Below are 13,455 nucleotides of genomic sequence, written 5' to 3' on the forward strand. Positions count from 1 at the left end.
GTCGTGAACCACGAACATCTTGCGCAACCTCGCCGTCACTACCCCACTGAAACGTCTCGTCGGCGAGAGTAGACCACCCCGGCCACGAGGTGGTGGAGGTGAGCGCTCACACGGTCAAGGCGAGCGTCACAAGGGCTACCGGAAGAGCCATTTCGACGGTTGCGCCGAGGACGTCGCCGGTGGTGCCGCCGAGGGCTCGGACGGCTCGGCGGCTGGTGAGCAGGCTGGTCACGACGGCTAGGAGCACGGCGGCTGCGGTGCCGGACGAGCGGAGTACGGCGGGGGACGTGAGCCAACTGAGGGAGATGGTCGCGGCGAGTACTGCGGCTGTGGTGAGGGTTGCTGTGAACGGGCGGACGGTGGCGGCGACGAACGATCCCAGGCCGTCGGGGCGGGCCGCGGGGATCGACGTACGGCAGGACCAGGGAAGGGTGAGACGGCTCGCGGTGGTGGCGATCAGGAGCGCCTGCCAGCCGAAGTCCGCTTGCAGGCAGGCGGTGAGGGCAGCGACGTCGAGGAGCAGTACGCCGACGATCGCGACGACACCGAACGGGCCGATGTCGCTCTGCTTCATGATCCGCAGCATCGTCTCGCGGTCCCGCCTGCTGCCCAGGGCGTCGGCAAAGTCGGCGAGGCCGTCCAGGTGCAGTCCGCCCGAGAGCCCGACGACAACCAGCACCCCGAGTACGGCCGCCAGCAGGTCTGCGTCCGGCTTCACCAGTTGAGCAAGCACGACAACCGCGGCCGCGATCGCGCCGACCAGCACTCCGACGGCCGGGGCCAGCACCATCGCGCGCCCGCCGACCTCTCGATCGACTCGGGATGGCACGCCCGCCGGCAGGACCGTGAGCGTGCCGAGCGAGAGGCGCGCGGCATCCCGCCAGGCCCGGCGGCCGTTGGTGCCTACCGGCTCGGCGGCTGCTTCGGGTTCGCCGGGCTCGGTCATGTGAGGGGGAGGGTTCGGCCGGCCACCGTCCAGAGGACCTGGTCGGACGCCAGGGAGATGGTGGTGTTGAGGCGACCCATGAGGTCGCGGAACAGACGGGTGCCGGGGTCGGCGGGGACGATGCCGGAACCCACGTCGTTGCTGACGGCAACCACGCGGCGAGCCGTCGCCGACCACGCGTCGGCGAGGCCGGCGATGGCTTGCTCGACGAGGCCCGCGCGGTCGAGATCGGACCAGACGTCGACGTTGTCCATGGTGCGCGACAGCCAGAGGGTGAGGCAGTCGATCAGCAGCGGGGGACCGGAGGATTCGAGCAGCGGCACCAGGTCGATCGTTTCCGCCAGACCCCAGGAGGCCGGCCGACGGGCCTGGTGCTTCGCGACCCGGTCCGCCCATTCGGCGTCACCGGAGTCGTTTCCGCCGGTTGCGACGTACAGGACATCGGGCTCCGCGGACAGCAGGCGTTCGGCGGCGACGGACTTGCCGGAGCGGGCTCCGCCGAGGATGAGGGTTCGGTCAGGCATTCGTCCTCCCGGTCTCGAAGACCACCGGCGTCTCGAAGGCCGCCTTGCGCGCCGTACGCCGGAACGCGTTCAGGATCGGCCGCCCGAGCACCAGCACCAGCACCGCGCTCAGGATCCCGCGCGGAATGTCCCATCCCAGCGACGTCGCCACGACGAACAAGAAGTACCGGTGCAGATTGGCGGCCAGCGCGTCGCCAGGGATGAACGAGAAATCGCTGCCGAACGTCGCGTACGGCCAGAACCAGAGGTTCATGATCACGCCGTACAGCACACCCGACACCAGCGAGTACGCCGCCAGCAGCAGCAACTCCAGTCGCCCGCCGACCCGCGGCAGCAGACCCGCAAGACACCCGACCCAAGCGCACGCGAACATCTGGAACGGCATCCACGGCCCGACCCCACCGCTGATCAGCGCCCCGCCCAGCAACGACACCGCTCCGAGCACGAACCCGAACCCGGCGCCGAACGCCCGTCCCGCCAGCACGAGCAGGAAGAACCCCGGCTCGAGTCCCGCCGTACCCGGGCCCAACGCCCGCAGGGCAGCGCCGACCGCGGCAAGCATGCCGACCAGCGAGATCACCTTCGCGTCGATCCCGGCCTCGGAGAGCTCTGCGAGTACGACGGCCACGAGCAACGGCAGCAGCAACACGAACAGCCAGGGCGCGTCCGTGGTGTGACCGATTGCCGACTCGCCGGCCTGTGAGCTCTGGAAGAACAACGGCCACGCGAACGCGAGCACGCCCACGAGCGAGGCGACCAGCAACGCGGTCGTACTCCGGGGCTTCAGCCGGATCAGGCGCAGTGGTGCGCTCGGCGGCTTGAGCCGGTTGCGGTTCACGACGCCCGGTCCAGTGCGTCCGCAACCTCGCAGACGGTCAGGAACGGCAGCGGCGCAAGGATCTTCGCCACCTGCGGGGCGAACGCCGGCGACCCGGCGATCACCTCGGCCGTCTCGCCGTCACTCACCAGCTCGCCGTCGGCGAGCACCATCACCCGTGTGGCGACTTCGGCGACCATCTCCACGTCATGCGTCGACAACACCACTGCGTGCCCAGCAGCCGCCAGCTCGCGCAGGATCGCGACCAGCCGCCGCTTGGCGCCGTAGTCCAATCCTCGCGTCGGCTCGTCCAACAGCAACAAAGGCGGTGCGCCGCACAGTACGACGGCCAACGCCAGACACAACCGTTGTCCCTCCGACAGGTCACGCGGATGCATGTCCAGAGGCACATCGGGCGCCAGTCGTTCCAGGAGCGCCCTGCAGCTACCTGTGGCCACTTTGAAGTCGGAGTCCGCGCTGGCGCACTCGTCCACGACGGTAGCGGCGTACAGCAAGTCTGCGGGCTCCTGTGGGACCAGTCCGACTGCTTTGACTAGTCGCTTCGGCTTGGTACTGCGTGGGTCGACTCCTGCGGCGGTCGCGGTGCCAGAGCGGGGAGAGAGGATGCCGACGAGAGAGTTCAGCAACGTCGACTTGCCCGCGCCGTTGCGGCCCATCAGTGCGACGACCTCACCGGCCTTGATACTCAGCGAGACACCACGGAGCGCAGTGACGCTGCCGTAGCTCACCACCAGGTCCTTGCACTGGGCAAGCTCCGCACCGAGTGGTCCTCTAGTGCGGACAGGCTGCGGAGAGTCGAGCCGGGAGCGGAGACCTGCTGCAGCGCGTCGGGCGTCCCGTACTGACAGGGGGAGCGGTGACCATCCGGCCAGCCGTCCCAGCTCCACCACCGGCGGTGCGACCGGTGCGGTCACCATGCGCTCGGCCGGCAGGCCGGTCGACACAGCAGCGGCGCCGCCGGGCACTTCGATCACGCGGTCCGCGTACTGGATCACCCGCTCCAACCGGTGCTCGGCCATCACCACAGTGACACCCAAGTCGTGCACGAGCCGCTGGAGCGCAGCCAGCACCTCCTCGGCCGCCTGTGGGTCCAGTGCGGACGTGGGTTCGTCCAGCACGAGTACGGCGGGATGCGACGTGAGAGCTGCTCCGATGGCAGTCCGCTGCCGCTGTCCACCGGACAGCGATGTCAGAGCACGATCCCGTACGTCGGCCAACCCGAGCAGGTCCAGCGTCTCCTCGACGCGCCGCCGCATCACGTCCGGCGCCACACCGAGTGACTCCATGCTGTACGCGAGCTCGTCCTCGACCGTGTCGGTGACGAACCCCGCCATCGGGTCCTGTCCGACCATCCCGACCACGTCGGCGAGGTCGCGCGGCCGGAACTCGCTGGTGTCCCGCCCGCCCACCAGCACCCGCCCGGCCAGCGTGCCCCCGGTGAAGTGCGGCACCAGGCCGTTGATTGCCCGGAGCAATGTGGACTTGCCGGACCCGGTTCGCCCGATCACCAGCGCCAGCTCGCCCTCCGGCACCGTGAAGCTGACGTCCCGTAGAGCGGGTGCAAGCGCCCCGTCGTACGTCACCGTCACCTGGTCGAACTCGATCATTTGACCGCCTTGGACAGTGGCGCTTTGAGGGGTGGTGCGGCCAGCGCAGGGACCAGTCCGATCAGGATGCCGACGACCGGCAGCACCGGTACTGGTGGGACGACCAACGGGCCGGCCAGAAGGAGACCTTTCACGCCACGGAACGCTGCGATCACCATGGCACCTGCGGCCACAGTCCCGGCCGCAACGACGATCCACTCGGGCAACGCCCACGGGTCGGGTCGGTAGCGCGTCCTGCTGACCCGCTGCCTTCCGACTGCCATGGCTGCGACTGCCAGGAGCACACCAGCCGCCAGCGCACCGGCAGCGAAAGGGAACGCCATGGCGTCGGTCAGCAGCGCGTAGACGCCCAGCAGGATCCCCAACAGTCCCAGCAGTACGCACAGTGCGGTGAGTCGACGCTGCGCACGAGGCGCCTGCGCAGTACGGCCGTAGCCACGTGAGTCCATCGCGGCCGCCAGCTCCACCGATCGGTCCAACGCACCTTCCAGGACCGGCATGGCCGTCGTACGGAAAGAGGCGCGCGTACGACCGCGGAGTCGTCGTGCTGCGCGCACGCGGCGGCCGTCCGTCACCAGTTGCGGCGCGAAGGTCAGTGCGACCACGCAGGCGACCCCCATCTCGTAGAGGGCCCCTGGCAACGACTTCAGCAACCGCCGCGGACTGGCCAGTGCGTTGGCCGCACCCACGCAGCAGAGCATGACGGCCAGCTGACCGCCGTCGTACAGAGCCGTCACCAGAGCCTCCGCCGTCACCTCGCCGCCGAGCTTGACTCCCGCAGCCCAGTCAGGCAAGGGGATCTGCGGCAGCGTGAACAGCACGGTGTTGCCCTGCGAGCGGGTCGACAGCAGCGCCTGCAGGACCACGCGGACGCCGATGACCAGCAGGCCGAGCTTGAGGAACGCAGCGAAGCTGTGTGCCCACGGTGCGTCGCTCCGGCGGGCCGAAACGACGAATCCGGTCACGGCGAGGATCAGGACCAGCAGGACCGGATTGCGTGTCCTGCTGGCCGCGACAGCCATGCAGAGCGCCCACAACCACCAGGCCCCCGGGTGGAGTGCCCGGGGGAGTGTGAAGTGGTGTACGGCGCGCACCTAGTTCGCCGCAGTACGCCGACGGTTCAGCACGAATCCGCCGCCTGCCAGGAGGAGGACCACGACGACGGCGATGATGATGCCGGACCACGGCGTACCGCTGCTGTCCGACGAGGGTGTGGAGGCGGCAGGGGTTGCCGTCGAGCCCACCGCTGCGCCGATCTGCAGCGTGACCGGGGCCTCGGTGGCCGGGACCTTGATGTTCTTCACCTGGTCGCCGCAGCCCTTGGACGGGTAGCCGGCGATGCCGCAGGTCAGGCCCTTCTCGATCCGGACCGGTCCGGCCGCGGCGAGGATCTGCGCGCCGGTCGACTTCGGGGCGGTCACTACGCAGGTGCCTTTGGCTTCACCCGGCGTCTCACCGGCGACCGCGTCCTCCGGCGTACCCGGGTCGACGACCAGCGCGACCCGCTTCTTGCCGGTCTCCGCCGGGGTCTTGCCGCAGATGGCGTCGAAGTCGCCCGCGGCCCGCGGGACCCGGGGCTTGGCGCCGCCGACGGCGAACCGCCAGCCCTCCACGGTGCCGTCGGCTGGCACGAAGGCGTCGGCGCCCTTCTGGGAGAAGGCCCATTGGCCGTTGCTCCACTGGTAGTAGCCCCAGAAGCGGTAGCCGTCCTCTGTCGGGGCGGCGGTCGCTGAGACGGTGGCAACGGTCCCAGCCAGCAGGAGACCCGCCAGCAGGCTGAGGACCAGTCGTACGGTCCGGTGTGCAGTCATGTGGTTCCTCGGTCGGGCCGCAGCCCGGTGGAGGAGGTCCCGCCTGCACCGGCAGGGTAGGGGCTCCACCCGCGGACCACGGCGGGTAGTCGAGCCTGACCGCCTGCGTCACAGTGTTCCGGCTTGCCACCTGTCAGGTGGCCTACGGTTGCGGGTCAGCGCCGGACTTGGACCGGCTTCCCTGTGACGCAGGCGTGTGGTTCGAACCGAAGCTTACTCTGCGGTCATTCGGCGGAAGACAGGCTCATCGGCCCGTAGACCTCGCGGCCGTCCTCCAGCAGGTACACCTGACCGACGCCACGCTCGGCCAGGTCCCGCCAGACCTCGCCCAGCCAGCTCTCCGCGTCACCCTGCGCCGAGAAGTCGGCCCCGCCGACCTCACCGGGATCGACGAGCGCACCGGTCGCGGTCTCGAACCGCCAGCTCCAGCTCACGAGTTCGGCCGCTTCTGCGGGGCGTTCTGCGCGGTCTTGGCCGGGTCGTTCTCGACGATGTGGCCGAGCACCTCGTCGATCCGCTTCAGCAGACCCTCGTCCAGCGTGACGCCGGAGGCCTTCACGTTCTCGGTGACCTGCTCGGGCCGGGAGGCGCCGATGATGGCCGACGAGACGTTGCTGTTCTGCAGCACCCACGCGATCGCGAGCTGGGACAGCGAGAGGTCCGCTTCCTCGGCGAGCGGCTTCAGCTCCTGGACCCGGGTGAGTACGTCGTCGGTGAGGAACCGCTTGATGAAGTTCGACCCGTTGGCGTCGGTCGCCCGGGAACCCTCCGGCGGCTGCTGACCGGGCAGGTACTTGCCGGTGAGCACGCCCTGCGCGATCGGCGAGAACACGACCTGGCCGATGCCGAGCTCCTCCGACGCCGGCACCACCTCGGCCTCGATCACCCGCCACAGCATGCTGTACTGCGGCTGGTTCGAGACGAACGGGATGCGCAGCTCACGGGCCAGCCGGTGGCCCTCCTGCAACTGCTCCGCGGTCCACTCCGACACGCCGATGTACAGCGCCTTGCCCTGCCGGACGACGTCGGCGAACGCCTCCATCGTCTCCTCGAGCGGCGTCTCGGTGTCGAACCGGTGCGCCTGGTACAGGTCGACGTAGTCGGTGCCGAGGCGCTTCAGCGACCCGTTGATCGACTCGTGGATGTGCTTGCGGGACAGGCCGGTGTCGTTCGGCCCGCCCGGACCGGTCGGCCAGTACACCTTGGTGAAGATCTCCAGCGACTCGCGGCGCTCACCGGCCAACGCCTCGCCGAGCACCGACTCGGCCTTGGTGTTCGCGTACACGTCGGCGGTGTCGAACGTCGTGATGCCGGCCTCCAGGGCCGCCCGCACGCAGGCCTTGGCCTGCTCGTTCTCCACCTGGGAGCCGTGCGTCAGCCAGTTGCCGTACGAGATCTCGCTGACCTTGAGACCACTGTTACCCAGATACCGGAAGTCCATGGTCCGACCCTACCGCTCGCTCAGGAAGGCTTCTCGCCGCGCTTGACCATCGGCTTCGGCAGCCGCCAGCGGCGCATCTGCATGGTCCGCCGGACCGCGTAGAACCCGATCCCCTTGGTGGACTCCTTCGGGAACTTGATCCCCACCTGCTTCTTCAGCCCGGAGGTGAGCAGGAACCAGTCCGCCGCGATCAGCAGGATCATGAACAGGAACAGCAGGTTCACCATCCCGGCCAGCCACGGGAACTGCGGCGAGAACACGACGCCGATCAGCGACACCACCAGGAGGACCGGCAGCGCGAACTCCATCACCGAGTAGCGCGCGTCGACGTAGTCGCGGGCGAAGCGCCGTACCGGGCCCTTGTCGGCGGCCGGCAGGTACCGGTCGTCGCCGGTCTGCATCGCCGTCTGCATCTTGGCGCGCTCGGTCCGGACCTTCTCCCGCCGGATCGCCGAGGCCTCCTTGCGGTTGCGCGGCTTCTTGAACGCGGCCTTGCGGGCGGCTTCTGCTTCCTTGCGGCTCGGCGTCGGACGGCCCTTGCCGCCCGGCTTGCCCTGGGGTTCGGCAGGTACGGTGGTATCTGTCTCAGACTTGGTACGACGGAACACGGGGTCAGAACCTCATTCGCAGGGCAGGTCGCGACTCGGGGTGGTCCCCGGACCTTCCTCCTACTTTATCCGGGCCGGTCCTGATGGTGTGGTGACCCGGTGGGACATAGGGTGGAAGGCACGCACGCCGGGTCGTCAGTCCGGCACAGAAGGGGTACGGATATCGATGAGCATCTTCAAGCGGATGTCGACGATCTTCAAGGCCAAGGCGAACTCCGCCCTGGACAAGGCCGAGGATCCTCGCGAAACCCTTGACTACTCGTATCAGAAGCAGCTCGAGCTGCTGCAGAAGGTACGGCGGGGTGTGGCCGACGTGGCCACCAGCCGGAAGCGGGTGGAGCTGCAGGCGTCACAGCTGCAGTCCCAGTCGGCCAAGCTGCAGGAGCAGGCGCAGAAGGCGCTCTCGATGGGCCGCGAGGACCTGGCCCGCGAGGCCCTGACCCGCAAGTCCGGTCTCCAGGGCCAGATCGACGACCTGACCACCCAGCACGCCCAGCTGCAGGGTGAGGAGGAGAAGCTGACGCTGGCCTCCCAGCGGCTGCAGGCCAAGGTCGAGTCGTTCCGGACCCGCAAGGAGACCATCAAGGCCACCTACACCGCGGCCGAGGCGCAGACCCGGATCAACGAGGCCTTCTCCGGCATCTCCGAGGAGATGAGCGACGTCGGTCTCGCAGTCCAGCGCGCCGAGGACAAGACCCAGCAGATGCAGGCCCGGGCCGGCGCGATCGACGAGCTGCTCGCCTCCGGCGCGCTCGACGACGCGAGCGGCACCGTGAAGGACAACATCACCCTGGAGCTGGACCGGATGTCGTCCGGCTCCGACGTGGAGAACGAGCTGGCCGCCATGAAGGCCCAGCTGGCCGGCGGCGGTGCGCCGAAGGAGCTCTCCGGTGAGGGGGCCGCTCAGGCCCAGCCGCAGTCCGCCCAGCCAGTGCAGCAGCCGGCAGCCGAGCCGGCGCGACCTCAGGACGGAGATGTTCGGTGATCGTTCGCATCATGGGTGAAGGCCAGTGGCGACTGGCCGACGACAAGCTGGACGCGCTCAACGCGGTGGACGGCGACCTGGAGAAGGCGGTGTCGTCCGGCGACGAGACGGCGTACCAGACCGCGTTCGCCGCGCTGCTGGACTTCGTCCGCTCCGGCGAGCAGGTTCCGGACAACGAGCTGCACGACTCCGACGCCATCCTGCCCCCGTCGGACAGCTCGCTCGCCGAGATGCGTGAACTGATCAGCGGCGACGGCTTGATCGCCGGCTGATCACTTACAGTAGCTACTGTTTCGAGACCCCTGGGACCGAAAACTGGTCCCGGGGGTCTTTTTCCGGTACGGCGATTGCGCGGGGGTAAACACTCGTCATCAGTGCTGTTCCAGGCGGCATTCGCGTAGTACTGTCTGGTTCACGCCGTTGTGGGGGCGGCGATGGACGAGGTCCGTGACGGGGTGGGGGTTGGTCACGGGTTTCGCTGTACACCTGTGGGGGGTGGCTGTACGTGACCGAATTCGTCATGTCTGAAGGACTCGCCGAACCAGCTGATTTGCGGCCGGCGCCGTCGGGGGACCGGCGTCGGCCGGTCTGGGTGGTTCCGGACACGGTGCCGGCTGTGCTGCCGCGCTCCGCCCGGTACACCGAGGCGCGCTGGGTGGCGAAGTACCGGCGGGCGTCGCTGGCGGCTGATCTCGGCGCCGGGGGGATCGGCGCCGCGCTGGCCCTGGTGGCCCGGTTCGGGGCTCAGATCAACCTTGGATACGTCGTGCTGGGGGTGCTGCTGCCGGTCGCCTGGGTGGCCTGTGTAGCACTGCAACGCGGCTACGAGACCCGGTACTTCGGCACCGGGCCGGAGGAGTTCCGCTCGATCATCCGGGCCGCGGTGGCCCTGACCGCCATCGTGGCGATCTCGTCGTACGCGACCAAGAGCGAGGTTGCTCGAGGGTTCGTCGTGCTGGCGGTGCCGATGACGTGTGCGGCGGCCATGGTCGGCCGCTGGATGCTGCACCGGCAGATCTCCTGGCGGCGGTTCGCCGGCCGGTGCATGCGCCGGGTACTGGTTGTCGGACGCAACGACCAGGTGACCACGCTGAAGCGGCACCTGGAAGAACGGCCGGCCGACGGGTACGTCGTGGTGGCCAGCTGCCTGCCGCGTGGCGACGCCTTCGAGGAGCCGGAACCGGAGCGCCTGGGCCGGACCGAGATGGACATCCTGGCCGCGGTCGACCAGTACACCGTCGAGGTCGTGGCCGTGGCCGCCGACCCCGAACTGGCCGGACACACGCTGCGGAAGCTGTCCTGGGCACTCGAGCAGCGCGGTGTCGAGCTGATCGTCTCGCCGGGCATCGTCGAGGTCGCCGGTCCGCGGATCTCGATCCGGCCGGTCGCCGGCCTGTCGCTGCTGCACCTGGAGCGGCCGTCGGTCTCCGGCGGACCGCACCTGCTGAAGAGCATCTTCGACCGGGTGGTCGGGTGCCTGATGCTGCTCGGCGTCGCGCCGATCCTGCTGGTCACCGCGATCCTGGTGAAACTCACCAGCCGCGGGCCGGTGCTGTTCCGGCAGACCCGGGTCGGCCGCGGCGGCAAGCAGTTCCAGATGCTGAAGTTCCGCACGATGGTGGCCGACGCCGAGGCACGCAAGGCCGAGCTGCACGCGCTGAACGAGGGCAACGGGGTCCTGTTCAAGCTCCGCGACGACCCGCGGGTGACCAGGGTCGGGCGGTACCTGCGACGGTTCTCGATCGACGAGCTGCCGCAACTGGTGAACGTGCTCCGGGGGGACATGTCACTGGTCGGCCCGCGTCCGCCGTTGCCCGCCGAGGTCGCGCAGTACGCGATCGACGACGCGCGGCGGATGCTCGTGAAGCCGGGCCTGACCGGCCTGTGGCAGGTCAGCGGACGCAGTGACCTGACCTGGGAGGAGTCCATGCGGCTCGACCTGCGGTACGCCGACAACTGGTCGATCGCGCTGGACCTTCTGATTCTGTGGAAGACCGCACGTGCCGTGCTGGGGAGCGACGGCGCGTACTGAGTGGTGTTGAGCGGTGTTTGTGTTCCCGAGGGGGGAATCCGTGACTGTAGTAATGGAACGATCGGCCGTTGCCCGATCCGAGGCAGGGACCCTGGTGGTCAGGGCCGCGGCGGGGGACCAGGGTGCCTGGAGTCAGCTGGTCGATCACTATGCGCGGCTCGTCTGGGCCGTCACCCGCAGCTTCCGGCTGGGCGACAGCGACGCCGCTGACGTCTCGCAGGTGGTCTGGCTGCGGTTGCTCGAGCACATCAATCGCGTCGATCCCGAACGGGTCGGCGCCTGGCTGGTCGTCACCACTCGCCGGGAATGCCTGCGGGTACTGGCGTTCCGCAAGCGCGTGCTGCTGACCTACGAGGCCACGGCGTTCGAGGACGTCGCCGGTGACCAGCCGGAGCTGGACTCCGACCTGATCGCCGGCGAACGGGCGGACGACGTACGGCGGGCACTCGAGAAGCTGCCGGACCGCTGGCAGCAGCTGCTCGGCATGCTGATGTCCGACCCGCCGGCGCCGTACGCCGAAATCTCCGCGACGATCGGGATCCCGATCGGCAGCATCGGCCCGATCCGCGGCCGTTGCCTGGAGAAACTCAGACTGCTGCTTGCCTCCTGAGGCAGCAGGCCCCGGTCCGGGCCGCCACCGATCGTGCTCTGGTCAGAGCATGACCCAGGCGGTCCGGACCGGCCTTTGCGCGCCACCGGGCCACCGCAACAGAAAGCTCACCAGCCCGCTCAGCTCGTCGCCGCGGGACTCGATCACCACCGGCCCGGCCGGGAAGACCCACAGTTCCACGTCCAGCGCGGTGCGCGTGACGTCCAGGGTCACCCCATGGCCGGCGAACCGCAGCCGCCGTACGTCGTCGACTCCCGGGTTGTCGATGATGCTGTCGAAGATCAGATCGAGGACGTCGAGGTCGCGCTCGTGCCGGCCGAACGCGGCGTATCCCGCTGAGCGGAACAGTGCGATCTGCTCGCCGGCGGGCCGCTCCTCAGGCAGGGTCATCACTCACCGCTCCCCGAGCACCTTGACGACGCTGTTCTGGTCCTGTCCGTACGGCGCTCCTTGCCAGGATGCCCAGTTCACCCGGTTGCCCTGCCCGTGCACGATGAAGCTCCACGGACCGGCATAGGTGTTGTTGAAGAACCGGTTGCCCTGGTGGTACGTGATCGCGTCCTGCACGGTGGACTTCTGGTACGGCGACCAGGTCGGGAACGTGCCCCAGTTCGAGAACAGTCCGTTGTAACCGCAGCCGGTGCTGAACCCGCACGTCGCGGACACCTTGTCCGGTGCGAGGCTGAAGAGGTTGTCGTGCACCCGGACGTTCTGCGTCTTCCACCTGCAGTCGCTCAGGTAGGGCTGGTTCTGGATGGTGTTCTGGCTGCAGGTCTTGGCGTTCACCACCGACGGATTCACCAGCGTGCCAACACCCGTGCTGGTGTTCGCGGCCGAGCCGGCGAACCGGTCGGCGTTCTCCCAGAGGATCACGCCGGCCCAGTTGTCGATGAAGACGTTCTTACTGATCTCGAAGGTCTGGTTGAACACGCCGGGGATCCGCGAATCGCTGCCGGACTCCGAGATGTACAGCGCCGGTGTCGGGAAACCGCGGTTGCCCGGCCCTTTGCCCAACCCGTTGCGCGCGAAGGTGTTCCCGCGGATGCCGGCGTTGTAGCTGGTCTCGTAGACCAGGCCCTCGGCGAGGTTGCCGGAGATGTAGTTGCCCTCGATGACGAATCCGGTGTTGTTCGTGTCGGCCCAGAGACCGGCGCTGCGGTTGTCGTGCACCCAGTTGTCGCGGACGACGGCTCCGGTCACCTCCCAGAACTTGCCGCCACCGCTGCACCCGCAGCCGCGCTTGAGCGCCTCCCAGTTGTCGGTGTTGTTGCCGGCGATCTCATTGCCCTGGATCGTGATACCGGCGAGCTTGCCGGGGTTGTAGGCGTTGAAGCCGTACTGGCCGTTGCCGAGCAGACAGTTGCCGCGGACAACATTGTGGTCGCCGACCATCACGCCGGCGCCGGCGTTGTCGCGGATCGTGTTGCCGACCACCGACCAGCGGCGGGCCGCGTCGTGGTTCACGACGCCTTCGTCGTTGTTGGTCCGCACCGGACCGAAGTTCTGGATGGTCAGGTTCTTCACCGTGACGGCGGTGGCGTAGCCGGTGAACGCGTACCGGTTCAGGCGGCCGCCGTCCAGCACCGCGCCCGGCGCGCCGACATAGGTGTTGCCGTCCTTCGGGATCACCTGGGCGAAGGCAGCGCTGCCGAGCCGGTGCGTTCCCGGCGCCAGCCAGAAGGTAGTACCGGCGGGCTTCGACTGTGTGACCTGGTTGAGGTTGTCGCCGGTGCCGACCACGACCGCACCTGCCGGAGCGGTGGCCGGGCCCGCCAAGGCCTTGGCGTTGCCGCAGATCCTGGCTGGGGGTGTCACCGGCGCCTTCACCGGGGTGTCGGTGATGGCAGGGGACGAGGACGCGCTCGCCGCGCCGTCGCGTCGCGTGGCATCGTCGCGGAACGCGGAGATACCGATCGCAGCCAGCGTGGCGACAGCGACCAGCGCGACCCCGCCGCGGACGGCGGGGCGGTGGTACCACAAGGCTCGGGTGACAGCAGGCCGCGGGGGCGGTCCGCCGACCTCGGCGTCAGTTCCTTCGTGGGGCATGGGGTCC

Annotated in this window: 15 protein-coding genes and 1 riboswitch; of the genes, 4 read left to right on the forward strand and 11 right to left on the reverse strand. The window is 68.9% G+C overall.

What is annotated here, in order from left to right; translation table 11 throughout:
- Nucleotides 1-106: 106 nt before the first annotated feature.
- The 9 genes from cobS to EV651_RS03450 all read right to left on the reverse strand — a co-directional run bounded on the left by cobS (nucleotide 107) and on the right by EV651_RS03450 (nucleotide 7,775).
- Nucleotides 107-946: an adenosylcobinamide-GDP ribazoletransferase gene (cobS, locus tag EV651_RS03410; RefSeq protein ID WP_133781806.1), complete on the reverse strand. Its 840-nt coding sequence runs from the start codon at nucleotides 944-946 to the stop codon at nucleotides 107-109.
- Nucleotides 943-1,470 (reverse strand): bifunctional adenosylcobinamide kinase/adenosylcobinamide-phosphate guanylyltransferase, encoded by a 528-nt coding sequence (locus EV651_RS03415; RefSeq protein ID WP_133781808.1) that lies wholly within the window; start codon nucleotides 1,468-1,470, stop codon nucleotides 943-945. The genes cobS and EV651_RS03415 overlap by 4 nt, the downstream gene beginning before the upstream one ends.
- Entirely contained in the window at nucleotides 1,463-2,308 is an 846-nt protein-coding gene (locus EV651_RS03420; RefSeq protein ID WP_238156620.1) for an ECF transporter S component, read from the reverse strand. The genes EV651_RS03415 and EV651_RS03420 overlap by 8 nt, the downstream gene beginning before the upstream one ends.
- Nucleotides 2,305-3,915, reverse strand: a complete 1,611-nt coding sequence (locus EV651_RS03425) for an ABC transporter ATP-binding protein (protein WP_133781810.1) — start codon at nucleotides 3,913-3,915, stop codon at nucleotides 2,305-2,307. Before EV651_RS03425 ends, EV651_RS03420 begins: the two co-directional genes overlap by 4 nt.
- Nucleotides 3,912-5,009 (reverse strand): CbiQ family ECF transporter T component, encoded by a 1,098-nt coding sequence (locus tag EV651_RS03430; RefSeq protein WP_133781812.1) that lies wholly within the window; start codon nucleotides 5,007-5,009, stop codon nucleotides 3,912-3,914. Before EV651_RS03430 ends, EV651_RS03425 begins: the two co-directional genes overlap by 4 nt.
- Nucleotides 5,010-5,726 (reverse strand): SCO2322 family protein, encoded by a 717-nt coding sequence (locus EV651_RS03435; protein ID WP_133781814.1) that lies wholly within the window; start codon nucleotides 5,724-5,726, stop codon nucleotides 5,010-5,012.
- 113 nt (nucleotides 5,727-5,839) lie between these two features.
- A riboswitch (cobalamin riboswitch) is annotated at nucleotides 5,840-5,907 on the reverse strand.
- A gap of 43 nt (nucleotides 5,908-5,950) precedes the next feature.
- Nucleotides 5,951-6,160 carry a hypothetical protein gene (locus EV651_RS03440; RefSeq protein ID WP_133781816.1) on the reverse strand — a complete coding sequence of 70 codons (210 nt, stop codon included), beginning with the start codon at nucleotides 6,158-6,160 and terminating at the stop codon, nucleotides 5,951-5,953.
- Nucleotides 6,157-7,167 (reverse strand): aldo/keto reductase family protein, encoded by a 1,011-nt coding sequence (locus tag EV651_RS03445; RefSeq protein WP_133781818.1) that lies wholly within the window; start codon nucleotides 7,165-7,167, stop codon nucleotides 6,157-6,159. The genes EV651_RS03440 and EV651_RS03445 overlap by 4 nt, the downstream gene beginning before the upstream one ends.
- A gap of 20 nt (nucleotides 7,168-7,187) precedes the next feature.
- A complete protein-coding gene (locus EV651_RS03450; protein WP_133781820.1) occupies nucleotides 7,188-7,775 on the reverse strand; it encodes a DUF3043 domain-containing protein in 588 nt (195 codons plus the stop codon).
- Between the two features lie 166 nt (nucleotides 7,776-7,941).
- Here EV651_RS03450 and EV651_RS03455 point away from each other — a divergent pair, with 166 nt between their 5' ends.
- The 4 genes from EV651_RS03455 to EV651_RS03470 all read left to right on the forward strand — a co-directional run bounded on the left by EV651_RS03455 (nucleotide 7,942) and on the right by EV651_RS03470 (nucleotide 11,402).
- Nucleotides 7,942-8,760, forward strand: a complete 819-nt coding sequence (locus tag EV651_RS03455) for a PspA/IM30 family protein (RefSeq protein WP_131462562.1) — start codon at nucleotides 7,942-7,944, stop codon at nucleotides 8,758-8,760.
- Nucleotides 8,757-9,032, forward strand: coding sequence for a hypothetical protein (locus EV651_RS03460; RefSeq protein ID WP_130380279.1), 276 nt, complete (start codon nucleotides 8,757-8,759; stop codon nucleotides 9,030-9,032). The genes EV651_RS03455 and EV651_RS03460 overlap by 4 nt, the downstream gene beginning before the upstream one ends.
- A 233-nt stretch (nucleotides 9,033-9,265) precedes the next feature.
- Complete coding sequence (locus EV651_RS03465; RefSeq protein WP_238156622.1) at nucleotides 9,266-10,792, forward strand: sugar transferase; 1,527 nt, start codon at nucleotides 9,266-9,268, stop codon at nucleotides 10,790-10,792.
- A 40-nt stretch (nucleotides 10,793-10,832) separates the two neighbouring features.
- Nucleotides 10,833-11,402 (forward strand): RNA polymerase sigma factor, encoded by a 570-nt coding sequence (locus EV651_RS03470; RefSeq protein ID WP_133781822.1) that lies wholly within the window; start codon nucleotides 10,833-10,835, stop codon nucleotides 11,400-11,402.
- A gap of 42 nt (nucleotides 11,403-11,444) precedes the next feature.
- Here EV651_RS03470 and EV651_RS03475 read toward each other — a convergent pair whose 3' ends face one another.
- Together EV651_RS03475 and EV651_RS03480 are read right to left on the reverse strand one after the other, a co-directional pair.
- The gene (locus tag EV651_RS03475) at nucleotides 11,445-11,792 is read right to left on the reverse strand and encodes a hypothetical protein (protein ID WP_133781824.1); all 348 of its coding nucleotides are present in this window, start codon (nucleotides 11,790-11,792) and stop codon (nucleotides 11,445-11,447) included.
- A 3-nt stretch (nucleotides 11,793-11,795) separates the two neighbouring features.
- On the reverse strand, nucleotides 11,796-13,448 hold the full coding sequence (locus EV651_RS03480; protein WP_133781826.1) for a right-handed parallel beta-helix repeat-containing protein: 1,653 nt from the start codon (nucleotides 13,446-13,448) through the stop codon (nucleotides 11,796-11,798).
- Between the last annotated feature and the right edge of the window lie 7 nt (nucleotides 13,449-13,455).

It is taken from the genome of Kribbella sp. VKM Ac-2571, assembly GCF_004362255.1.
Taxonomy (GTDB): domain Bacteria; phylum Actinomycetota; class Actinomycetes; order Propionibacteriales; family Kribbellaceae; genus Kribbella; species Kribbella pratensis.